This window comes from Ruminococcoides sp. (assembly GCF_057037865.1).
Genome location: NZ_DBLZMS010000001.1, coordinates 337682 through 360556, shown reverse-complemented (window position 1 = coordinate 360556; position 22875 = coordinate 337682). Strand labels below are relative to the sequence as shown.

The window sequence follows — 22875 nt, the reverse complement described above, 5'->3', positions numbered from 1 at the left end:
GTTTTTATATGTATGGATATTGTTTGCCGTTACAATTTTGCAATTGCTTAAAAAATTGTCTTATTTGGATAATTCTGTGAACGAAATATAATTCTATTCCCAACTATTTTGGGCAAAAATAAACGGCGGTTTTTGACCGCCCGACACACTATATTATACTTAAATTAACTTATATACCCTTATTACCAACCGATTTATTATTGCAAATCAATTCTTTAATCAAATTTCGTTCTAAAATAAAAAAGGCGGATACTCTCCGCTTACATCTTACTATATATTACGCAGTATCACGCATCTGCCATTGTTTTAATTCTTTCATCAATTCGGATTTTGTTTTCGTAGGTCAGTTGTCTGAAATGTTCTATCAAATCGGCTTCGTTCGGTGTAATTTGTGAGTTGCTGTATGGATTTTTGATATCTGACATACCGATAAGGTAGTCAACCGTAACGCTGAAAATTTCCGCCAAGCTTTTGAGCGTGTCAATAGACGGCTGTGTAATGCCCTTTTCATATTTTGAAATCGCACTCGCCTTTAAATTCAGCTTTTCCGCAAGCTCAGTCTGTGACATATCGTTGTCAACACGCAATTCTTTTAATCTGACTGAAAACTCCATAATAACACCTTTGCCTGTAATTTAGTTTCTTCGATTTATTATACCATTTGTTTCATAAATAATAAAAATAATAGCCAAATCAGATTAAAATATGTTGACAATTGCAAATTAGGAATATATAATTATCCTAACAAGATAATCATTCTTGCTGTTATATTTTATTAGGAGGTCAATTATGAGAACTAAAGTCAAAAAATTAACATCGGTTATTCTTGCGGTTGTAATGATGCTCGGCATCTTGACAATCGTACCGCTCACCGTAAGTGCGGCAACCTACGGCGACTTTGAATATACCCTCGAAGATGATTATACATGCACCATTACCAAATACAATGGTTCTGCGGCTAATGTTACTATACCCTCAACTATTCATGACTATAAGGTTTGTAAGATAGGGGCGGGGGCTTTTTATGATTGTAGCAGTTTGGAAAAAATTGTTATTCCAGATAGTGTAAAAGAAATATGTTGGTCACCTATGTATGGGTGCTTTCAAAAATGTAACAATTTGAAAGAGATTTATATAGGCAGTGGTTTTGAGAAGAGCCTTTTTGATATGTACACTTTGAGTGGATGTAATTCTCTGGAGAAGATTGTGTTTTCTGAAGATAATAATTATTATTGCAGTATTGATGGAGTTCCTTTCGATAAGAGTAAAACTTCTATATGTCGTTATCCTGCTGGTAAAAAGGATAAGGAATATACAATTCCTGATACAGTCAGTGAATTATCTATGGCAGACGAATTTTTTTACAATGAAAATCTCAAAACAATAGTTATTCCAAAAAGTGTTAAATCAATAGGAGAGTACACATTCGGAACTGTCGATAGTTTTCCTATTACAATCAAAGGTTACAAAGGCACAGCCGCAGAAGAATATGCAAAAGAAAATGGATTTAAATTTATTGAGATTTCAGACCCAACCTCGGTATCATTAAACAAAACATCATTAGCTTTGGAAATCGGCAGGACATATACGCTTATTAAGACGGTTTCGCCGTCAAATGCCGTGACTTCTTACACTTGGAGAAGTTCAAACACAAGCGTTGCGACTGTTGACAAAAACGGCAAGGTAACTGCCAAAGCGTCGGGAACTGCAACAATCACGGTAAAAACTTCAAACGGCAAAACAGCCACTTGCAAAGTTACCGTAAATCTTCCCGCTCCGCAGATTACAGGTCTTTCAAACGCAACGGGCGGTATCAAAATTTCGTGGAACAAGGTTGACGGCGCTTACGGCTACAGACTTTATTACAAGCCTGTATCGGGTGGTTGGAAACGCTTTAAAGACACAACCGCCACATCATTTACTGATTCGGGAGTAGTACCGAATAAAACCGAAACATATACAATCCGTTGTATTGACAAAAACGGCAACACAATCAGCGGATTTAACTCGACAGGCTGGTCGAAAAAATATACACCTGCCGCTCCGACAGTTTCAAAACTCGATATCACCAAAGACGGTATCAAGCTTAGTTGGAACAAAATCGCAGGTGTTTACGGTTACAGACTTTACTATAAAACATCGTCAGGCGGTTGGAAGAGATTTAAGGACACAACTGCCACATCGTTCACCGATTCGGGAGTAAGTCCTAACAGAACCGAAACCTACACAATCCGTTGTATTGACAAAAACGGCAACACAATCAGCGGATTTAACTCGACAGGCTGGTCAAAAAAATATACACCTGTTGCTCCGACAATTTCAAAACTCGATATCACCACAGGCGGTATCAAAATTTCGTGGAACAAAATCGCAGGTGTTTACGGTTACAGACTTTACTATAAAACATCATCAGGCGGTTGGAAGAGATTTAAGGACACAACTGCCACATCGTTCACCGATTCAGGCGTAAGTCCTAACAGAACCGAAACATACACAATCCGTTGCATTGATAAGAACGGAAACACAATCAGCAGTTTTAACTCAAACGGTTGGTCAAAGAAGTATACTCCCGCTGCTCCGACAATTTCAAAGCTTGACAACACATCGGGAGGTATTAAACTTAGCTGGAATAAAATCGCAGGTGTTTACGGTTACAGACTTTACTATAAAACATCATCAGGCGGTTGGAAGAGATTTAAGGACACAACTGCCACATCGTTCACCGATTCGGGAGTAAGTCCTAACAGAACCGAAACCTACACAATCCGTTGTATTGACAAGAACGGCAATACCGTCAGCGGTTTTTATTCAAGGGGTTGGTCGAAAAAATACACGCCCGTTGCACCGACAATTACAAGGCTATCAAACACATCAAAGGGTGTAAGCGTAACTTGGAATAAAATCGCAGGCGTTTACGGCTACAGACTTTACAGAAAATATGACGGCGGAAGCTGGACAAAGGTTAAGGACACAACTTCAACCTCTTTCACAGATTCAGGTGCTAAAAAGGGTAGGAAGGCGACCTACACAGTCCGTTGTATTGACAGGAAAGGCAAAACGGTAAGCGGTTTCAACTCAAAGGGTTGGTCAATTACAAGAAAATAGTATTTTAATCAGAAATCCCGACAGGTTTTGTGATGTCGGGATTTTTGCTTGTTTTTACCATTGAAAAGACTGAATAATAATGTTATAATAAATCCGAATATCGGAAATTGTGAATAACTTTATCGAAAATGGGAGATGAAAACGAAAAATGGCAATAAAGGTAACGCTCCTTACACACACACCTAACCCTGAACAGACGGTTGCAATGGCGGCAAAGCTTTGCTACTCGCCGTCAGGGATTGAAGATATAAGAGAAGGTCTTGACGAGGAAAAAACTTCCTCATTTATTGATATGCTTGCAAGCCTCGGCCATGCAAGTCCGACCGAACACGCATATTTTACATTCGGCATTGAGGGCATTTCAAGAGCCTGCTCACACCAGCTTGTCCGCCACAGAATTGCATCCTACAGTCAGCAGTCACAGCGATATGTTGACGGCACAAGGTTTGACTTTGTAACTCCGCCCGAGATTGCAAAGAACGAAAAGGCTCTTGCCGCCTATGAAAAGGCTCTCAAGGTTGAGGCTGACGCTTACAAAGAAATCAGAGATGCACTTGCTGTCGGTTACATCAACGAGAAATGTCCCGATAAATACAGCGGAACGGATGAAGAAATTATCAATGCCTACAAGGCTGACGATAAAAAATCCTGCAATGCTTTCATCAAGAAAGCCAATGAGGACGCAAGATTTATTCTTCCGAATGCATCGACAACAAAAATTGTCTGCACTTTCAATGCAAGAAGCTTGCAGAACTTTTTTGCACACCGTTGCTGCAACAGAGCACAGTGGGAAATTCGTGGGGTTGCCGAACAGATGCTTTTGCAATGTCTTGAGGTTGCTCCGCATCTTTTCAAAAACTGCGGCCCGTCATGCCTGTTCGGACCATGCCCCGAGGGCAATATGTGTTGCGGAAAGCAAAAGGAAATGCGTCAGAAATACGGCAGAGAAAAGTAAGGTATATATATGAAAAGCAAAATTATTGTTATTGAGGGACTTGACGGCAGCGGAAAAGCTACGCAGACAAAGATTTTGTGCGAAAAATTTTCCGCTCTCGGCAAAAAGGTCACAAAGCTTGAATTTCCGAATTATGAAAGTCCTGCCGCCGCTCCCGTGAAGATGTATCTTGACGGCGAATTCGGTGACAAGCCCGATGATGTCAATGCCTATGCGGCGAGTGCATTTTATGCGGTTGACCGTGTTGCAAGCTATCTTCAGTTTTGGAAAAAGGAATGTGACAACGGCGGTGTGATTTTAAGCGACCGCTATGTGACTTCAAATATAATTTATCAGATGTCCAAACTCCCGAAAGAGGAGTGGAACAGCTTTATTGATTGGCTGAACGATTTTGAATACGAAAAACTCGGGATTCCGAAACCCGATCTTGTAATCTACCTTGATGTTGAACCCGAGGTTTCGCAGAAGCTTATGGAAAAACGCTACGGCGGTGACAACAGCAAGAAAGATTTGCATGAGAAAAATCTCCGTTTCCTTCTTGACTGTCGAAAAAGTGCAGTTTATGCCGCTAAAAAATGCGGCTGGAAGGTTATTAATTGCTGTGAAAACGGAGAGATTAAGAGTATAGAAAAAATATCGGAAGAGATAGAGAGGGTAGCGGCTGAAATTTATGCTGAGCTTTAAAAAAATTGAGCAAAGTGACATAAACGAACTTAAAAAATACTACGATTATGATGAGTGCATGGGTTGCGATACCAACCTTTTGAACGCTTATCTTTGGCGAAACGAATACAATATTAAATTTGCTTTTTATGATGATACAATTGTCAAGGTGTATTGTAATCCCGACGAGTCCGTCTGGGGTTACTGTATGCCTACAGGCAAAAATATAAAGGGTGCGCTTGAAGAGGTTTTCAAAGATGCCGAGGAGAGAAACGGCAATTTGCGAATTGTTATGCTGACAAACGGCAATCGTGCAATGCTTGAAACAATGTTTCCCGACAAATTTGATTATGTCCGTTCACCCGAAAATCAGGATTACATCTACACTTCCCGTGACCTTGCAACCCTTGCGGGCAAAAGGTTTCACGCAAAGCGTAACCACATTTCAAAATTTTACAGAACCTACACCGATACCCGTTTTGAAACTCTGTCGGATTCAAACATTCCCGATGCATTAATGGTTGCAAAACTATGGTGTGCGGAAAATGACACCGATCCCGAAGCTTCAAGCGAAATTATGGCAATCAGGGAAATGTGCGACCTCAAAGACGAATACAATGTCAAGGGCGCTGTACTGTATGTTGACTCAAAGCCCGTTGCCATGACACTCGGAAGTGAAATTTCACCCAAGGTGTATGACATCAACTTTGAAAAGGCACTTCGTGAATATGACGGTGTTTATGCCGTAATCAACAACGAATTTGCCAAAACTCTTACGCAGTATGAGTATATAAACCGTGAGGAAGATATGGGACTTGAGGGACTCAAAAAGTCTAAACTTTCATACAATCCCGTTATTATCCTCGACCGCTGGAATGCAATACCGAAAAAACGATGAAAACGATATTTCGCAAAACCGAAAAATCCGATACCGAAAGCCTTAAAAAGCTGTGGCTCTCGTGTTTTGACGAGGATGTAACTGCCGTCAATCTGATTTTTGACAGCGACCTTTTTGACGGCTACTGTGCCGTTGTTGACGATAGAATCGTTTCTGCTCTTTACCTTGTAAAAGGTACGCTCAACGGCGAAAAATCGCATTATCTTTGCGGTGCATCAACCGATAAATCTTTCCGTGGCAACGGGATAATGTCAAGGTTGATTGATTTTGCACTTGATGATGCAAAGAATAACGGTGATGTCTATTCTCTGCTTTTTCCTGCAAATGACGGCTTGTATGGCTTTTACACAAAACTCGGATATGCTCCAAGCTGCATCGTAAAAAGCCGTGAAATTTCAAGACAAACGCTTGAAAGTTTTGCAGAGAAGGGCTTGAATATCGGCTGTTCAAAAGAAAATTCTTTCATATATAATGAGAATTTTTTTGAATTTGCAAAGTTCTATTATGAGATTTACGGCTCAAAGGTGATCAATAAGAATGACTGCTTTGCCGTATTTGATGAAAACGAAAATACTGCCGATGTTTTTTACTCGGCTTATAAAAATATAAACGAACTTTCCGCACTTTTGCTTGAAAATACAAAATCAGAAAGGTTTGTGTTTACGGGCAAATCCGATAACGCTCTTTTTGAAAACTGCGAATCACAAAAATGCGGAATGATTAAATCACTCTACAAAAACCATAAAATTCCCGACGATGTCTATATCGGGATTACTCTTTCCTGAAAGGAAGTTTACTATGTTCTATGTATTTCTTGCAGAAGGCTTTGAAGAAACAGAGGCGCTTGCCCCCGTTGATGTAATGCGCAGGGCAAAGCTTGATGTTAAAACAGTCGGTGTAACAGGCGAATGTGTTACAAGCTCACACGGTGTGCCTGTAAAAGCCGATATCACAATTGACAATATTGACCTTGACGATGTTCAGGGTGTTGTACTCCCCGGCGGTATGCCCGGAACTCTCAATCTTGAGGCAAACGAAAAGGTTATTGAGGCTGTTAAGTATAGCTGTGAAAACGGCAAAATCGTTGCCGCAATCTGTGCCGCTCCGTCAATTCTCGGTCATCTCGGAATCCTTGACAGCAAAAAGGCAACCTGTTTTCCGGGCTTTGAAAAGGAACTCAAGGGTGCAGACTATACAGGCACTCACACCGTAACGGACGGCAATATTATTACCGCAAAGGGCGCAGGCTGTGCAATTGAATTCGGTCACGCAATTGTTTCTCTCGCAGTATCAAAGGATGCCGCCGACAAGGTTATCGGTGATATGCAATGCCTGTGAAAAATGTTCGTGAGCTGAAAAGTCAGCTCCGTGCAAAATATAAAAAAATCCGAAAAAGCTGTCCTCCCGAAAAAAAGCAACAGCTTGACCTCGCCTTGCAGAACGCTTTTCTGGCAAGTGAGGAATACAAAAACTGTGATGTGCTTTTTGCCTTTGTTTCATCACCGATTGAGGTTGACACCTCGCTTATTCTTGAAACAACGCTGAAAGACGGCAAAAGGCTTGCTTTGCCAAAGTGTAAAAATAATTTCGGCGAAATGGATTTTTACATTGTAAATTCACTTTCTCAGCTTGAAAAGGGTGCGTTTTCAATCATGGAACCAAACCCCGAGGTTTGCGAAAAGTACGAGGATTTCTCACACGGACTCTGCCTTGTTCCGGGACTTTGCTTTGATATGCAGGGATTCCGCCTTGGATTCGGCAAGGGTTACTATGACAGATTTTTACAGAATTTTTCGGGAACAAGCGTTGGGCTTTGCTACTCCAAATGTATAGAGCATACTCTGCCCTCGGGAGTGTTCGACCGCCCCGTTGACGCCGTGATTACCGAAAAATATACCAACCGAACAAATAACGAGTTTGTAAAGGAATGATACATTATGAACCCTGATAATTTTAATATGAGCGAACAGGAGCTTAACGCTCAGCGTCGCAGAAGAGCCGAAAACTTTAAACTTAATATTGATGAAAGCGAGTATGAGGACGATAATTTAGTCAAGTCTGAGGATGAACCGTCAAACCTTAATTCATACAGCGGTCAGGATGTCAAAAAGCAAATGGCCCGTGAATCAAAGCAGGTTTTAAAGCAGAAGAAAAAGGAAGAAAAAAAGGCTCTTAAAGCAAAGAACAAGTATAATCGCAGAACCTTCCGCTTTATCTGGATTATCTCGGTTTTAATTGTCGGAGCAATGGCGGCTGTATATATGATAACAGGCATGAACGATTTGCTTGCCGTGAACAGAACCGATTCCTCAACCGTGAAAATTGAAATTCCCGAAAATCCGACTGTTGACGATGTTACAAAGGTACTTGTTGACAATAAAGTAATCGGTGAGCCGTCATATTTCAAGCTTTTTGTCAATGTCACAAAGTCTGCCGATGATTTTACTCAGGGTACATATGAAATTCGCAGAAATATGGACTACGAGGCAATCATCAACTTCCTTTCGAGTAACAACAACAGAACCGACACGGTTTCCGTTACAATTACCGAGGGCGAAAGCGTTCTTGAAATTGCCGACACTCTCAAAAAGAACGGTGCTTTGGGCGACAGGGACGAGTTTCTTTCGCTTTGCAATTCCGAAAAGTTTGACAGCGACTTTGACTTTATCAAGGCTGAAACAAATGCGGACAAGCGTTACTACAAGCTTGAGGGCTATCTCTATCCGGATACCTACGAATTCTACAGAAACGAAAATGCAGAATCCGTAATCTACAAATTTCTCAACAACTACGAAACAAAGATTAACGAAAAGCAGACTGTTGACGGATATTCAAAGAAAACAACAGTTTTGAAAATGGTTGAAGAGAGCGACACAAAGTATTCGCTTGATCAGGTTATGACAATCGCATCTATCATTCAGGCAGAGGCGGCTGACAAAGAGGATATGTACTACATTTCTTCAATTCTACACAACCGTCTTACAGCTGACAGCAGTCTCGGCGTGTCAAGCCTCGGTCTTGATTCAACAAAGTTCTATCCGTACAGAAGCCTTGAGGATGTTCCCGAAAATGACAGAAGCACCTACAAGAGCAGATATGATACATATGACAGGAAGGGACTTCCTTACGGTCCTATCTGCAACCCCGGTATGGACGCAATCATTGCCGCACTCAATCCGAACAGCTCGGATTATTACTTCTTCTGTCATGACAGCAAGGGACAGGCTTATTACGCATCAACACTTGAACAGCAAAACGCAAATCTGGAGTATATTGAAAGCTATGATAACTAATTTTGAAAAACCCGAAATTTTGTCACCGGCAGGTGATATGGATTGCCTTAAATCTGCTTTAAACTTTGGCGCAGACGCAGTTTTTCTTGCAGGAAAAATGTTTGGAATGCGTTCCGCACCGCAGAATTTTGATAACGATCAGCTCAAAAAAGCTTGTGACCTTGCCCACGCAAAGGGCGCAAGAATCCATGTGACCTGCAACACACTTCCACGCAATAATGAAATTCCTCATCTTCAGGAATTTATGGAAAATGCTCAGGCTTGCGGAGTTGATGCGTTCATAATTGCCGACCTCGGTGTTTTTGAGGCGGCTAAAAAGTATGCGCCAAAGGTTCAGCGCCACATTTCGACTCAGGCGGGAGTAACAAACTATGCGGCGGCAAATGTGCTTTACAATATGGGTGCGTCAAGGGTTGTGCTTGCAAGAGAAATTCCGCTTGATGAAATTGCCGAAATGCGTGCAAAAGTTCCGAAAGAGCTTGAAATCGAATGCTTTGTACACGGTGCAATGTGCGTTTCTTTTTCAGGCAGGTGCCTTATTTCAAGCTATATGACAGGCAGAGATGCGAACCACGGTGACTGCGCTCAGCCGTGTCGCTGGAAGTATCATCTTTACGAAGAAAACCGTCAGGGACAGTATTTCCCCGTTGAAGAAACAGGTGACGGCACATATCTCTACAATTCAAGAGATCTCTGTATGATTGAGCATATCCCCGAGCTTGTAAAGGCAGGTATTTCAAGCTTTAAGATTGAGGGCAGAGCAAAGTCGGCTTACTATGTCGCTGTTACAACAAACGCTTACCGTCACGCTGTTGACGATTATTTTGCAGAGGGTGATGATTATGTTCTCAAACCGTGGATAAGGGAAGAACTTGAAAAAATCAGCCACCGTGAGTACAACACAGGCTTCTATTTCGGCAGAGAACCCGGTCAGGTTACGGGTAACGGAGGATATATCCGTCATTATGACAATGTTGCATTGTGTGAAGAGCTTGTTGACGACACAACCGCAGTAATCACTCAGCGCAACAAATTCTATGTGGGCGACACACTTGATGTACTTCCGCCAAGCGGAGTGCCGTTTGAAATCAAGTGTGAATCACTTACAACCGACGAGGGCTTGCCCGTTGATAGTGCGCCGCACCCGATGCAAAGACTTACAATGAAATGCAACGCTCCCGTTCCGTCAGGCTCGGTTATCAGAAAAAAGCGTGATTAATCCCGAATTTTGCTATTGACAACACAAAGAAACAGTTTTATAATCTATGTATTGAAATTGAATTACAATATTCGGCTGTGACGGGATTAACCGAAATGTCAGCATTTCAGAGAGAAAGCCGTTTTGGTGCAAGGCTTTTATGTGAAGTTTCGGTGCGCTGCCCCTGAGCTCTGTGTGATTAAGCACAGCGTATTTCTGCGTTAAGGAAATGTAATCTTATGACGATTACTCAAAGCGGACGCTTGGCGTCAATTTGGGTGGTACCGCAGGATATTCCTGTCCCATTGTATTTTTATACAATGGGATTTTTTATTTTGCTCGGTTGCATACTTTAAACAAATTTGAACGAATATTGTATTCCCCTGTGAATTTGTATAAGGAGAGATTTTTTATGAAGTGGACAGGACTTAACGAATTAAGAGAAAAGTTCCTTGAATTCTTTGAATCAAAGGGTTGTTTAAGACTCCCCAGCTTTTCACTTGTTCCAAAGGACGACAACAGCCTTCTGCTTATCAACAGCGGTATGGCTCCTATGAAAAAATATTTTACAGGTGAGGTAACACCTCCTCGCAAGCGTGTTACAACCTGTCAGAAATGTATCCGTACTCCCGACATTGAGCGTGTCGGCATCACAGCCCGTCACGGTACATTCTTTGAAATGCTCGGTAACTTCTCATTCGGCGACTATTTTAAGCACGAGGCTACAGCATGGGCATGGGAATTCTTTACAAAGGTTCTTGAAATGCCGCCCGAAAAGCTCTATGTTTCAATCTATGAGGACGATGACGAGGCTTTTGAAATTTGGACAAAAGAAGTCGGCGTTGATCCGTCACATATGGTAAGACTCGGCAAGGAAGATAACTTCTGGGAACACGGTTCAGGCCCCTGCGGTCCGTGCTCCGAAATCTACTTTGACCGTGGCGACGAAAAGGGCTGCGGCAGACCCGACTGTCATGTAGGCTGTGAATGTGACCGTTTTGTTGAGGTTTGGAACCTTGTATTTACTCAGTTTGAGAGTGACGGCAAAGGTAACTACACTCCTCTTGAACATCCGAACATTGATACAGGTATGGGACTTGAAAGACTTGCCTGTGTTATGCAGGGTGTTGACAACCTTTTCCTCGTTGACACAATTCAGAATATTATGAAACACATCTCACAGATTACAGGTGTTGAGTACGGCAAAAATGAAAAGAGCGATGTTTCGCTCCGTGTTATCACAGACCATATCCGCAGTACAACATTTATGATTGGTGACGGTGTTCTTCCGTCAAACGAGGGCAAGGGCTATGTGCTTCGCCGTTTGCTCAGAAGAGCCGCTCGTCACGGCAGACTTCTCGGTTACAACGAGCCTTTCCTCTATAAGGTTTGCGATACGGTTATCAAGGAAAATCTCACAGCTTATCCCGAACTCAAGGAAAAGCAGGAGTTCATTACAAAGGTTATCAAGGTTGAGGAAGAAAGCTTTGCCAAGACAATTGATCAGGGCTTTAAGATGCTCAACGGCATTATGGACAGCGAAGATGTTAAGGTTCTCAGCGGTGAGGACGCATTTAAGCTTAACGATACCTACGGTTTCCCGATTGACCTTACAAAAGAAATTCTTTCGGAAAAAGGCATCAAGGTTGATGTTGATCGTTTCCGTGAGCTCATGAAAGAGCAGAAAAAGCGTTCCCGTGACGCAAGAAAGAATGCCGGTGCAGACGCTTGGATTTCTGACACAACAGACCTTTCGGATGTTGCAAATACAGAATTCGTAGGCTACACAGACCTCAAGTCAACTTCAAAGGTTCTTGCAATCGTTAAGGACGGTGTGAGGGTTGACAGTATCGGCGAGGGCGAAAATGCTATCATTGTTCTCGACAAAACTCCGTTCTACGGAGAAGGCGGCGGTCAGGTTGGCGACACAGGTGTTATGGAGTCCGGCAGTTTTTCAGCTGATGTTGACAACACAACAAAGAATCCGTCAGGCACAATTTACCTTCACGCTTGTACAGTAAAGAGCGGCAGCATCAATGTAGGTGCAGAGGTTTCAACTGCTGTTGATGAAGAGCGCCGTGCGGATATCACAAGAAACCACACAGCGGCTCACCTTCTTCAGTCGGCTCTCCGTGAGGTTCTCGGCAACCATGTTCAGCAGGCAGGTCAGCTTGTTTCAGACGATTACTTCCGTTTTGACTTTACTCACTTTGAGGCTCTCACGGCAAAGGAACTCATTGAGGTTCAGAATCTTGTGAATAAAAAGATTCTCGAGGCAATCCCCGTTACAACACAGGAAATGCCTATTGAAGAGGCTAAAAAGCTCGGCGCAATGGCACTCTTCGGTGAAAAGTACGGCGATGTTGTCCGTGTTGTAAGCGCAGGCGACTTCTCTGTTGAATTCTGTGGCGGTACACATGTAAAGAATACCGCAAACCTCGGTCTTTTCAGAATCAGACAGGAGGGTTCGGTTGCCGCAGGTGTAAGAAGAATTGAGGCTCTCACAGGTATGGGCGTTCTCAAGTACATCAACGGTATGAGCGCTGTTATTATGGATGTTTGCTCATTACTCAAAATTGCAAATCCAAAGGCAGTTGTTGAGGGTGTTCAGAAGGCTGAACAGCTTATCAAGGAACAGCAGAGAGAAATCAACGAGCTTAATTCAAAGCTTGCCGTTGCTCAGATCGGTCAGCTTTTTGCAGGCACAACGGAGGAAAACGGTGTAAGAGTGGTAACAGGCAGGATTGACAAGGCTAATGCCGACATTCTTCGCACAATGTGCGAAAAGGCAAGAGATTTTGCCCCGAAGTGCGTATGTGTTCTTGCAACTGAAAATGACGGCAAGGTGACATTTGCCGCAGCCTGCGGTAAAGAGGCTCTTGCTCTCGGTGCAAATGCAGGCAAAATCATAAAGGCTGTTGCTCAGAAGGCCGGAGGCAACGGAGGCGGAAAGCCCGATATGGCTATGGCAGGCGCTAAACAGCCTGAGAAGATTTCAGAGGCTCTTGACAGCGTAAAAGAAACTGTTTATGCAATGTTAAAATAATCGTTTAATGTGTATTTATGGCTTGCTTGCCGGTTGAATTGTGGAAAATAGCCAAACGGTTACATAAAATCTTGTGCAATTAACAAAAACGGTTTTAAATCAAAACTATTGCAGTTTTGTTATTTTTATAGTATAATAAGCAATACTAAGATATGAAAATCTATCTTGGATATCTATGAACAATTTTAGGAGGAGATTAAAAATGTTCAAGAAAATTGCAGGTCTTTTTCTTGCAGCAGCAGTAATGTGCAGTTCAGCTGCCATCACAGCTAGCGCTGCAGAAGCAGAGGATGACGCTGCTGTTGCTGCAGCAGATCAGTCAGGCGAGGTTTCAGCCGACGGTTCATCAGAGGTTTCAGCTGACGCTTCTTCAGAAGTTGAAGCAGGCAATGTTGTTAAGTTTGATGTTAAGAAGTCAGGCTGGAATAATGTTAAGTCAGTATTCTGTCATATTTGGAAAGCTGACGGTTCAGGCGATTGGCCGGCTTGGCAGTCAAAGAAAGAAAAATGTAAGTACGATTCTTCAACAGGTATCGCTACATATGATCTTTCAAAGACAGGTAACACAATCTCTAAGTCAGACGGAAGAGTTTACTGTGTAATCTTTAGTGCTAACACAGGTATGCAGTCATACAACGCTATCATGAGCGGCAAGTGCATCGGTGACACACTTTATTGCACAGGTAATCAGCTTGAAAACCCTGAGGATTCAGAAAAGAAGGCAAACGAAGCTAAATGGGAAAACAATTCAGACTGCGGTCCTGAAAAGAAGATTACATCAACAGGTAACGTCATCGGTTCTGCTTTCCCTGAGGGCGAATCAGATGTAACATTGCTGGCTACATACCTCGTCGCTTACTACAATGATGACGCTAAGACAAGTCTTACACAGAAACTTCTTGACGAACTCAAGGTTAGCCCTGTAGATGTTATGGGTGCTGTAACAGATAGGCTCAATGCTACAAACAACGAGGATAAGAATAAGATTGCTCCTGCAGTTGAGAAGATTCTCTCAGGTTGCACAGATCCTACAACAGGTAAGAAGGCAGATACAGCTAAGCTTGACAGCGCTAAGAAGACAGGTGCTAAGGCAGCAGCCGGCAGCTCAAGCAACGGTTCAAGTTCTTCTTCAAGCAACGGTGGCTCAAGCTCATCAGGTTCAGGTTCTTCAAGCACAGGTGCAGTTAAGTCAGGTGTTGAAACAACTATCGTTTTCGTAATGGCAGGTCTTATGGTTTCAGCAGCAGGCGTTATGTTCCTTGCAAGAAAGAAGAAAGAAGACTGATTTTAACGAATTAATCTTTGATTAAGCATTTTTCGGACACTGTCAATCGGCAGTGTCCGTTTTGCTTTTTTTAACTCATGGTGCAAAAATATTCAAAAAGTTTTTAAAACATCTTGACAACGCTCGCAGTGTTTGTTAAAATATTAATGTTGCAACGGGATGTAGCGCAGTTTGGTAGCGCACACGTCTGGGGGGCGTGGAGTCGCAAGTTCAAGTCTTGTCATCCCGACCAACTAAAGCCTTTTTGTCTTTTGACAGAAAGGCTTTTTTCTTTACGATAAACTGCTTACTGCAAATAAATTAACGCAAAAGGAGAAAATATGCTTAATATCGGCTCTCATCTTTCAATATCAAAAGGTTTTTACGCAATCGGCAGAGATGCACTTTCAATCGGAGCAAACACATTTCAATTTTTTACACGCAACCCTCGTGGCGGATCTGCAAGAAAAATTGATATCGAAGATGTCAATGCACTTATAAAACTTATGACGGAAAATAATTTTGCAAAAATTCTTGCCCATGCACCATACACAATGAACCTCTGTTCGGCAAAACCCGAAACCCGTGAATTTGCTCTGAACACGCTTACGGATGATTTGAAACGAATGGAATATCTCCCGAATAATCTTTATAACTTTCACCCCGGCAGTCACACGGGACAGGGCGTTAAAGCTGCGGTTGAGCAAATCGGCACAGCGTTGAATACTGCAATGTTCGATGATATGACAACCACGGTATTGCTTGAAACAATGGCGGGCAAAGGCACGGAGGTCGGCAGAACCTTTGAAGAACTGCGTATGATTATCGACCGTGTGGAGCGAAACGATAAAATCGGCGTCTGCCTTGATACCTGCCATGTTTTTGACGCCGGTTATGACATTGTGAATAATCTTGACGGAGTTCTTGAAGAATTTGACCGTGTAATCGGGCTTGAAAGACTCAAGGCAATTCATCTCAATGACAGTATGAATCCTATCGGCAACCACAAGGACAGACATCAGAAAATAGGCGAGGGCAACATTGGAATTGATGCGTTCGGAAAAATTATAAATAATGAAAATTTGCGAAATCTTCCGTTTTTCCTTGAAACCCCGAACGAGCTTGACGGTTATGCCAAAGAAATTTCGGCTTTGAGAAATTTGTATTTTGAATGACATTTGCCTTAAAATAAATCAATACAAAAATTGTCAAAAATATTTGTTGCTATTGCAATTTGCAAAAATTAAAAAATTTAAAGTCCTCTCGATTTTTCGAGGGGGCTTTTTTCGCCTTTTTACAATAAAATCGGTTTGCCGTTACACATAATTTGAATACGCAGACAAAGATATAATAATTACCCTTAATTCGGGAACAATAGTAAAAACGATTTACGGAGTGATATTGTGATTCAAAACATACGGAAAAATGAATTTGAAAGTTTAATAAAATCATCAAAGCCGGTGCTTGCCGATTTTTATGCCGAATGGTGTTCACCGTGCAGAATGTTTTCGCCTGTAATCGAAGAAATCGGTGACAAGTACAAAGCATATTTTGAAACCGTCAAGGTCAATGTTGACGAAAATCCCGAATTGACAGAACGCCACGGTGTATCGGGAATTCCTGCGCTTTTGCTCTTTAAAAACGGCAACGAAATTTTGCGTATGTCGGGTGTTCAGACCGAAGAACGGATAATCTCCGAAATCTCCGAAAAAACGGGTGAGAGTTTTGTATGACCTTGTAATTGTCGGCGGAGGTGCGGCAGGACTTACGGCGGCACTCTATGCCTCTCGAAGCGGACTTGACTGCATTGTGCTTGATCCGTCATCACCCGAGGGCAGTTCAATTGCCCTCACGGATGCGGTTGAAAACTACACGGGCTTCAGCGATATTGCAGGCTTTGACCTCATTCAGCACTTTTATTCACACGCAAAGTCATTCGGTGCAAATTTTGTCAGACAATCCCTTGTCGGCATAAGAAAAAATTATGACGGTTTTATCCTTGAATGTTCCGACAGCGAGGTCAAGACAAAATCTGTTATTCTCTGCATGGGCGCAACCCACAAAAAGTTGGGAATTGACGGCGAAAATAAGTTTGAAGGCAGAGGAGTAAGCTATTGTGCCGTGTGTGACGGCTATTTTTTCAAAGACAAAACAGTGGCGGTAATCGGCGGAGGAAACACCGCCGTTACCGAGGCGACCTATCTTTCTCATATATGCAAACGGGTTTTTCTTATTCACAGGGGCGATGCATTGAAAGCCGACAGAGTGCTTGTGCAAAAGCTTGAAAAATCGGGCAATGTCAAAATTCTTTACAACACCAATGTTGTGAAAATTGACGGTGACGAAAAGGTTAAATCGGTTACGCTTGATAATGAGAAAATTCTGAAAACTGACGGAGTTTTTGTTGCGGTAGGTCTTGAACCGAGAACCGAATGTGTCAAGGGTTTTGTAAAAACTGATGACAACGGATATGTGATTGCCGATGAAACCTGTCAGACATCCGTGTCGGGAATTTTTGTTGCAGGGGATATCCGCACAAAAAATCTGCGACAAATTATAACCGCCTGTTGTGACGGTGCAAATTCTGTTTACGGAATAAACAAATTTTTGAAATTGTAAGGTTTTCTTTTTCTGATTTTTATGGTATACTATACTTGATATTGTTAATTTTTCCGGATGAATAAAATGAAACTGTTACAAAATAAAAAAATAGCATATTTAACAGCAATTTTCTGCACACTTTTGTGGGGAACGGCTTTTCCGTTTATAAAGGTCGGCTACTCTGCTTTTAAGATTCAGGAGTCGGATATCGGCTCAAAGCTGATTTTTGCAGGAATGCGCTTTATGTTGGCGGGATTTATGGTGTTTCTCTTTTTGTGGATATCAAAAAGGAAACCGCCGACGCTTTCAAAAAAAGATATACTGCCCGTCTGTTCACTCGGAGTGGTGCAGACAGGATTGCAGTATATTTTTACATACATCGGAATCGGTTTTACAAGCGGAACGAACACCTCTATAATAACGGCTTGTGCGTCGTTCTTTACCGTACTTTTCGTGCCGTTGTTTTTCAAAAACGACAGGCTCACGCTGATGAAAATTATCGGTTGTATTCTCGGATTCGGCGGAATTATCGCAATCAATTTCGGCGGAACTGTCAGCACGGACACTTGGTTCGGCGATATGATGATTCTCTTTTCAACAATATCTGCGGCGGCAGGCAACATCATTGCGAAAAAAGTCACAACAGGACGAGATCCGTTCCCTGTAACCGCTTTTCAGCTTTTAACAGGCGGTTTTGTATTGCTTGTGTCGGGCATATGCTGCGGTGGCAGTATTGGTTTGATAAATGTTGAAAGTGTTTCCGTGTTGCTCTGGCTTGCGTTCGTATCAGCGGCGGCATTTTCGCTGTGGACAGCACTTCTCAAGTTTCATGATGCAAGCAGAATTTCCGTTTTCAATCTGCTTGTTCCCGTGTTCGGAACAGTTTTGTCGGGACTTATGCTCGGTGAAAATGTTTTCAGAATCGAAACGCTCACCTCGCTTATTCTGATTTCACTCGGAATTGCGTTTGTAAATATGAATCTAAAAAAATCGGGAGGTAAAATATGAATCCTGATATAAAAGGTATTATTTCCGATATGGACGGTGTCATTCTTGACACAGAAAAGCTGTATGTCCGCTTTTGGTGTGAGGCGGCCAATTTTTACGGCTATCCTATGGAAACGCACCACGCTCTCAGTATTCGCTCAATGGCTCGCCCGTTTGCAATTGCAAAATTAAAGGGCTTTTTCGGAGAGGATTTTGACTACTGCAAGGTTCACGATAAAAGAATTGAGCTTATGGATAAGTTCATCTCGGAAAACGGCATTGAATCAAAGCCCGGTGCCGCTGAATTTCTCGGCTTTTTAAAGCAGAACGGCTACAGGGTTGCCCTTGCAACCGCAACCGCTCCGGAGAGAACGAAAAAATATCTTTCGGCTCTCGGTCTTTACGATTATTTTGACGAAATAGTTTGTGCGTCAATGGTTGCAAAAGGAAAGCCCGAACCCGACATTTATCTTTATGCCGCAGAAAAACTCGGACTTGCTCCCGAAAACTGCATTGCACTTGAGGACTCGCTCAACGGCATAAAGTCGGCAAGCTCGGCAGGGTGTAAAACGGTTATGGTTCCCGATCTTGACCGTCCGAGTGCAGAGGCAATTCCCCTTATTTACGGAGTTGCAGACAACCTTATTGATGTAAAACGATTTTTGTAAAAAACATTAACGGACATAAAGCAGGTTTTGCTTTTGTATATTAAACAGGGTAGGATTATACTAAAACAAGGAGGCGTACAATATGTGGGATGCGATTTCAGCTGTGATGAATAGCTTCAATGACTTCCTGTGGGGTTGGTTTATGATTATCCTTCTTCTCGGAACTCACATTTTCCTCACAATTCGCACAAAATTTGTACAGAGAAAAACTTTTAAGGCAATCAAACTTTCGGTGACAAAGGATCCCGATTCAGACGGTGACATCAGCCCGTTTCAGGCTCTTGCAACAGCACTTGCCTCAACAATCGGCACGGGTAATATCATAGGCGTAGGTACTGCAATTGCACTCGGCGGCCCCGGTGCGGTTCTCTGGTGCTGGCTCACCGGTGTTTTCGGTATCGCAACGAAGTATTCCGAGTCACTCATCGGTGTAAAGTATCGTGTGAAGACCTCTGACGGCAGAATGCTCGGCGGCGCTATGTATGCCCTTGAAAGAGGATTTAAGTTTAAGACTCTCGGCAAAATTTTAGCCGTTCTTTTTGCTCTTTTTGCATTGCTTGCATCCTTCGGCATCGGTTCGGGTGTTCAGGTTAATGCAATTTCAAACATTATGAACAACACCTTTGACCTTGGTACTGTGAATCTTTTCGGTCAGGATGCTTCGGTTATTTCAATTATTGTAGGTGTTCTTGTTGCCGCAATTACAGCCGTTGTAATTTTTGGAGGTATCAAGTCAATCTCAAGAGTTTGCGAACTCCTTGTACCGTTTATGGCTGTTTTCTATGTTCTCGGCTGTCTTATTATCCTCGGCATGAACTTTGATGTTCTCGGTAAGACATTTGAAATGATTTTTCAGGACGCATTTTCTCTCAAGTCCGTTGCAGGCGGTTTTCTCGGTTCAAACCTTATGCTTGCCGCTCGTTACGGTATTGCAAGAGGTCTTTTCAGTAACGAATCCGGTATGGGTTCTGCTCCGATAGTTGCCTCTGCCGCGCAGACAAGAAACCCTGTTCGTCAGGCTATGATTTCTTCAACGGGTACTTTCTGGGATACAGTCGTTGTTTGTCTTATGACAGGTCTTGTGCTTGTAAGCTCAATTATCAAAAATCCTGCAATTGATGTTTCCGACGGCGGTGACCTTACATACAAAGCCTTCCAGCAGATTCCTGTAATCGGCACACCGATTCTTGTTATCGGTATTGCCGCTTTTGCATATTCAACAATCCTCGGCTGGTCATACTACGGTGAACGCTGTGTTGAATATCTTTTCGGCAGAGGCGGTATGATTCCTTACAAGCTGATTTTTGTATTTATTCTTCTCATCGGTCCTGTTATCAAGCTCGACCTTGTTTGGACAATGGCTGACATCTTCAATGCACTTATGTCAATTCCCAACCTTATTGCCGTAGTTGTGCTTTCGCCTGTTGTTGTAAAAGAAACGAACTATTACCTTTACGGCAACAGACTGGATGAATACGATAAAACCAAACTTCCTGTAGTAAATAAATAATCACATAAAGCCTGCACTATGCCCGTGTGCAGGCTTGAATTTTAAGAGGGAACATTATGGAGAAATCAAGAATTGAAAAGCAATTTGATTTTATAAAGGAAATTGATAAGGAAAAATTCATCATCCGTCAAACCTACCTTTCCGACGCTCGAAAAAAGGAAAACGATGCCGAGCACGCATGGCATATGGCGATAATGACCGTTATGCTTTCCGAATATGCAAATTCGGAAATTGATGTGCTTAAAACAATGACAATGCTCCTGATTCACGATATTGTCGAGATTGACGCAGGCGATACATATGCCTATGATGAGGAAGCTAAGAAAACTCAGGCAGAGCGTGAAATGAAAGCCGCAAAAAGAATTTTCGGACTTCTTCCGGAAGATCAGGGCGAAAAGATGATGAATCTGTGGCTTGAATTTGAAAGCGGCGAAACAGCCGAAGCAAAGTTTGCTCACACAATGGACAACATTCAGCCCGCCATGCTCAATGATGCAACTGACGGCAAGGCGTGGGTAGAGCATATTGTTCATCTGCACAGTATTCTTAACCGCAACAAAAATACTGCTGACGGCTCAAAAAAGCTGTGGGAATATTCAAGGGATAACTTTATTATGCCCAATGTTGAAAAGGGCAGAATAATCAACGATTGAGCCGCAATAAATGATTTTGGCAATATAGGTTCTCTACTTGATTTTGAACAGCCGATGTGCTAAAATTAAGATTAACGATACAGAAATTTTCACTGTGTTTTATTATGGAACAATTGAAGGGCTTGTATGTGAATTTTGTTCCGATTTGATAATTATGGAAAGGGTGTTTACAATGAAAAGTTCAGTTATAAAGGACGGCGTAAGTACCGCACCTCAGCGTTCGCTTTTGAATGCTCTCGGTCTTACCGAAGAAGAAATTAAGAAACCTTTTATCGGTATTGTAAGTTCCAAGAACGATATCGTTCCGGGACATATGAATATAGATAAGATTGTTGACGCTGTTAAGCAGGGCGTTGCTCTTGCAGGCGGTGTTCCGATTGTATTCCCTGCAATCGCTGTTTGTGACGGTATTGCTATGGGACATGAGGGAATGAAGTATTCTCTCGTAACCCGTGAGCTTATCGCAGACTCAACAGAGGCTATGGCAAAGGCTCATGCGTTTGACGCACTTGTAATGGTTCCTAACTGCGACAAGAATGTTCCGGGTATGCTTATGGCTGCCGCAAGAATTAATGTTCCGACAGTTTTCGTAAGCGGCGGTCCTATGCTTGCAGGTCATGTTAAGGGCAAAAAGACAAGTCTTTCGAGTATGTTTGAGGCAGTCGGTGCTTATACGGCAAACAAGATTACTGCCGAAGAGCTTGCCGAGTTTGAAAACAAGGCTTGTCCGTCATGCGGTTCATGTTCGGGTATGTACACCGCTAACAGTATGAACTGTCTTACCGAGGCAATCGGTATGGGCCTTCAGGGTAACGGCACAATTCCTGCTGTTTACTCAGACAGAATCAAGCTTGCAAAGCACGCCGGCATGAAGGTTATGGAACTTCTTGAAAAGGATATCCGTCCTCGTGACATTCTCACGGAAAAAGCATTTATGAATGCTCTTACTGTTGATATGGCTCTCGGCTGTTCAACAAATACAATGCTCCACCTTCCTGCAATCGCAAAAGAGGCAGGTGTTAAGCTTAACCTTGACATTGCCAATGAAATCAGCAAAAAGACTCCTAACCTTTGTCACCTTGCTCCTGCAGGTCACACATATATGGAGGATCTCAACGAGGCAGGCGGTGTTTATGCCGTAATGAACGAGCTTACAAAGGTTGGACTTCTTGACACAGACCTTATCACGGCAACAGGCAAGACTGTAGGCGAGAACATTAAGGGTTGTGAAATCAAGGACACGGACATCATTCGCCCTGTTACAAATCCATACAGCAAGACAGGCGGTATTGCTGTTCTTAAGGGTAACCTTGCTCCTGACGGTTCTGTTGTTAAGAGAAGTGCCGTTGCAGAGGAAATGATGCACCACAAGGGTGCGGCAAGAGTGTTTGACTGCGAAGAGGACGCTCTCAGTGCAATTTATGACGGCAAAATCAATCCCGGTGAGGTTGTTGTTATCAGATATGAAGGTCCTAAGGGTGGTCCGGGCATGAGAGAAATGCTCAACCCGACTTCCGCTATTATGGGCAGCGGTCTCGGCAACTGTGTTGCTCTTATCACAGACGGTCGTTTCTCAGGCGCAACAAGAGGTGCGGCTATCGGACATGTATCTCCCGAGGCAGCAGTCGGCGGTCCGATTGCACTTGTTAAAGAGGGCGATATGATTGAAATCGACATTCCTGCAAACACAATCAATCTCCTCGTTTCTGACGAAGAGCTTGCAAAGCGTAAGGCAGAATGGAAGCCCCGTCAGCCCAAGATTACAACAGGCTACCTTGCTCGTTATGCAAAGCTTGTTACATCAGGCGCACAGGGTGCAGTTCTCGAATAATCAAGTTTTCAAGGCTCTCGTTTTGAGAGCCTTTTCTTTTTCGAAAATTGTTTTCCTAGAAAGCCAATCGTTAAAATGCACAATTGGCCTTGCAAAAATCTGTATGTTTTTCAGCTTAACATAAAATAAAAAAGCAAGTTGCACAATTCATCCCTTGTCCATTTGGGCAAAGGGTGAATTTTTTTATTTTGCCATAATTCGGT

General features: G+C 42.6%; 20 protein-coding genes and 1 tRNA gene. 20 read left to right on the top strand and 1 reads right to left on the bottom strand.

Annotation, left to right across the window (positions count from 1 at the left end; all coding sequences use genetic code 11):
* Positions 1 to 287: 287 nt before the first annotated feature.
* Entirely contained in the window at positions 288 to 614 is a 327-nt protein-coding gene (locus AC2HW8_RS01670) for a helix-turn-helix domain-containing protein (RefSeq protein WP_181979566.1), read from the bottom strand.
* 175 nt (positions 615 to 789) lie between these two features.
* Here AC2HW8_RS01670 and AC2HW8_RS01665 point away from each other — a divergent pair, with 175 nt between their 5' ends.
* The 20 genes from AC2HW8_RS01665 to ilvD all read left to right on the top strand — a co-directional run bounded on the left by AC2HW8_RS01665 (position 790) and on the right by ilvD (position 22672).
* Positions 790 to 3105: a leucine-rich repeat protein gene (locus AC2HW8_RS01665; RefSeq protein WP_484327065.1), complete on the top strand. Its 2316-nt coding sequence runs from the start codon at positions 790 to 792 to the stop codon at positions 3103 to 3105.
* A 154-nt stretch (positions 3106 to 3259) separates the two neighbouring features.
* Complete coding sequence (thyX, locus tag AC2HW8_RS01660; protein ID WP_484327072.1) at positions 3260 to 4060, top strand: FAD-dependent thymidylate synthase; 801 nt, start codon at positions 3260 to 3262, stop codon at positions 4058 to 4060.
* Between the two features lie 9 nt (positions 4061 to 4069).
* Entirely contained in the window at positions 4070 to 4744 is a 675-nt protein-coding gene (locus AC2HW8_RS01655) for a dTMP kinase (RefSeq protein WP_117520732.1), read from the top strand.
* Positions 4731 to 5621 carry a DUF2156 domain-containing protein gene (locus AC2HW8_RS01650; protein ID WP_484327064.1) on the top strand — a complete coding sequence of 297 codons (891 nt, stop codon included), beginning with the start codon at positions 4731 to 4733 and terminating at the stop codon, positions 5619 to 5621. The genes AC2HW8_RS01655 and AC2HW8_RS01650 overlap by 14 nt, the downstream gene beginning before the upstream one ends.
* Positions 5618 to 6406: a GNAT family N-acetyltransferase gene (locus tag AC2HW8_RS01645; protein ID WP_484327063.1), complete on the top strand. Its 789-nt coding sequence runs from the start codon at positions 5618 to 5620 to the stop codon at positions 6404 to 6406. Before AC2HW8_RS01650 ends, AC2HW8_RS01645 begins: the two co-directional genes overlap by 4 nt.
* A gap of 13 nt (positions 6407 to 6419) precedes the next feature.
* Complete coding sequence (locus tag AC2HW8_RS01640) at positions 6420 to 6959, top strand: DJ-1 family glyoxalase III (RefSeq protein WP_484327062.1); 540 nt, start codon at positions 6420 to 6422, stop codon at positions 6957 to 6959.
* Positions 6950 to 7552 (top strand): 5-formyltetrahydrofolate cyclo-ligase, encoded by a 603-nt coding sequence (locus AC2HW8_RS01635; protein WP_484327061.1) that lies wholly within the window; start codon positions 6950 to 6952, stop codon positions 7550 to 7552. The genes AC2HW8_RS01640 and AC2HW8_RS01635 overlap by 10 nt, the downstream gene beginning before the upstream one ends.
* Before the next feature lie 6 nt (positions 7553 to 7558).
* Positions 7559 to 8914, top strand: coding sequence for an endolytic transglycosylase MltG (gene mltG, locus AC2HW8_RS01630; RefSeq protein ID WP_484327060.1), 1356 nt, complete (start codon positions 7559 to 7561; stop codon positions 8912 to 8914).
* Positions 8904 to 10133, top strand: a complete 1230-nt coding sequence (locus AC2HW8_RS01625) for a peptidase U32 family protein (protein WP_484327059.1) — start codon at positions 8904 to 8906, stop codon at positions 10131 to 10133. The genes mltG and AC2HW8_RS01625 overlap by 11 nt, the downstream gene beginning before the upstream one ends.
* Positions 10134 to 10524: 391 nt before the next feature.
* The gene (gene alaS, locus AC2HW8_RS01620) at positions 10525 to 13158 is read left to right on the top strand and encodes an alanine--tRNA ligase (protein ID WP_484327058.1); all 2634 of its coding nucleotides are present in this window, start codon (positions 10525 to 10527) and stop codon (positions 13156 to 13158) included.
* A 202-nt stretch (positions 13159 to 13360) separates the two neighbouring features.
* Positions 13361 to 14443, top strand: coding sequence for an LPXTG cell wall anchor domain-containing protein (locus tag AC2HW8_RS01615; RefSeq protein ID WP_021882745.1), 1083 nt, complete (start codon positions 13361 to 13363; stop codon positions 14441 to 14443).
* 155 nt (positions 14444 to 14598) lie between these two features.
* Positions 14599 to 14675: transfer RNA gene (locus tag AC2HW8_RS01610), tRNA-Pro, on the top strand.
* Positions 14676 to 14763: 88 nt separating this feature from the next.
* Entirely contained in the window at positions 14764 to 15597 is an 834-nt protein-coding gene (locus tag AC2HW8_RS01605; RefSeq protein WP_155131546.1) for a deoxyribonuclease IV, read from the top strand.
* Between the two features lie 228 nt (positions 15598 to 15825).
* Positions 15826 to 16155, top strand: a complete 330-nt coding sequence (trxA, locus tag AC2HW8_RS01600; protein WP_484327057.1) for a thioredoxin — start codon at positions 15826 to 15828, stop codon at positions 16153 to 16155.
* On the top strand, positions 16148 to 17041 hold the full coding sequence (locus AC2HW8_RS01595; protein ID WP_046432830.1) for an NAD(P)/FAD-dependent oxidoreductase: 894 nt from the start codon (positions 16148 to 16150) through the stop codon (positions 17039 to 17041). The genes trxA and AC2HW8_RS01595 overlap by 8 nt, the downstream gene beginning before the upstream one ends.
* Positions 17042 to 17107: 66 nt before the next feature.
* Positions 17108 to 18031 (top strand): DMT family transporter, encoded by a 924-nt coding sequence (locus AC2HW8_RS01590; RefSeq protein WP_484327056.1) that lies wholly within the window; start codon positions 17108 to 17110, stop codon positions 18029 to 18031.
* On the top strand, positions 18028 to 18678 hold the full coding sequence (locus AC2HW8_RS01585; RefSeq protein WP_117966072.1) for an HAD family hydrolase: 651 nt from the start codon (positions 18028 to 18030) through the stop codon (positions 18676 to 18678). The genes AC2HW8_RS01590 and AC2HW8_RS01585 overlap by 4 nt, the downstream gene beginning before the upstream one ends.
* Positions 18679 to 18760: 82 nt before the next feature.
* Positions 18761 to 20188, top strand: coding sequence for an alanine/glycine:cation symporter family protein (locus AC2HW8_RS01580; protein WP_484327055.1), 1428 nt, complete (start codon positions 18761 to 18763; stop codon positions 20186 to 20188).
* A gap of 56 nt (positions 20189 to 20244) precedes the next feature.
* Positions 20245 to 20841, top strand: a complete 597-nt coding sequence (locus tag AC2HW8_RS01575) for an HD domain-containing protein (protein ID WP_015523302.1) — start codon at positions 20245 to 20247, stop codon at positions 20839 to 20841.
* A gap of 172 nt (positions 20842 to 21013) precedes the next feature.
* Positions 21014 to 22672 (top strand): dihydroxy-acid dehydratase, encoded by a 1659-nt coding sequence (gene ilvD / locus AC2HW8_RS01570; protein ID WP_015523303.1) that lies wholly within the window; start codon positions 21014 to 21016, stop codon positions 22670 to 22672.
* Positions 22673 to 22875: the final 203 nt, after the last annotated feature.

Excerpts from the sequence above, each read along its gene's own strand:
- AC2HW8_RS01670 (WP_181979566.1), bottom strand. The coding sequence starts at position 614 with ATGGAGTTTTCAGTCAGATTAAAAGAATTGCGTGTTGACAACGATATG.
- AC2HW8_RS01665 (WP_484327065.1), top strand. The coding sequence starts at position 790 with ATGAGAACTAAAGTCAAAAAATTAACATCGGTTATTCTTGCGGTTGTA.
- AC2HW8_RS01655 (WP_117520732.1), top strand. The coding sequence starts at position 4,070 with ATGAAAAGCAAAATTATTGTTATTGAGGGACTTGACGGCAGCGGAAAA.
- AC2HW8_RS01650 (WP_484327064.1), top strand. The coding sequence starts at position 4,731 with ATGCTGAGCTTTAAAAAAATTGAGCAAAGTGACATAAACGAACTTAAA.
- AC2HW8_RS01645 (WP_484327063.1), top strand. The coding sequence starts at position 5,618 with ATGAAAACGATATTTCGCAAAACCGAAAAATCCGATACCGAAAGCCTT.
- AC2HW8_RS01640 (WP_484327062.1), top strand. The coding sequence starts at position 6,420 with ATGTTCTATGTATTTCTTGCAGAAGGCTTTGAAGAAACAGAGGCGCTT.
- AC2HW8_RS01635 (WP_484327061.1), top strand. The coding sequence starts at position 6,950 with ATGCCTGTGAAAAATGTTCGTGAGCTGAAAAGTCAGCTCCGTGCAAAA.
- mltG (WP_484327060.1), top strand. The coding sequence starts at position 7,559 with ATGAACCCTGATAATTTTAATATGAGCGAACAGGAGCTTAACGCTCAG.
- AC2HW8_RS01625 (WP_484327059.1), top strand. The coding sequence starts at position 8,904 with ATGATAACTAATTTTGAAAAACCCGAAATTTTGTCACCGGCAGGTGAT.
- alaS (WP_484327058.1), top strand. The coding sequence starts at position 10,525 with ATGAAGTGGACAGGACTTAACGAATTAAGAGAAAAGTTCCTTGAATTC.
- AC2HW8_RS01615 (WP_021882745.1), top strand. The coding sequence starts at position 13,361 with ATGTTCAAGAAAATTGCAGGTCTTTTTCTTGCAGCAGCAGTAATGTGC.
- AC2HW8_RS01605 (WP_155131546.1), top strand. The coding sequence starts at position 14,764 with ATGCTTAATATCGGCTCTCATCTTTCAATATCAAAAGGTTTTTACGCA.
- AC2HW8_RS01590 (WP_484327056.1), top strand. The coding sequence starts at position 17,108 with ATGAAACTGTTACAAAATAAAAAAATAGCATATTTAACAGCAATTTTC.
- AC2HW8_RS01585 (WP_117966072.1), top strand. The coding sequence starts at position 18,028 with ATGAATCCTGATATAAAAGGTATTATTTCCGATATGGACGGTGTCATT.
- AC2HW8_RS01580 (WP_484327055.1), top strand. The coding sequence starts at position 18,761 with ATGTGGGATGCGATTTCAGCTGTGATGAATAGCTTCAATGACTTCCTG.
- AC2HW8_RS01575 (WP_015523302.1), top strand. The coding sequence starts at position 20,245 with ATGGAGAAATCAAGAATTGAAAAGCAATTTGATTTTATAAAGGAAATT.
- ilvD (WP_015523303.1), top strand. The coding sequence starts at position 21,014 with ATGAAAAGTTCAGTTATAAAGGACGGCGTAAGTACCGCACCTCAGCGT.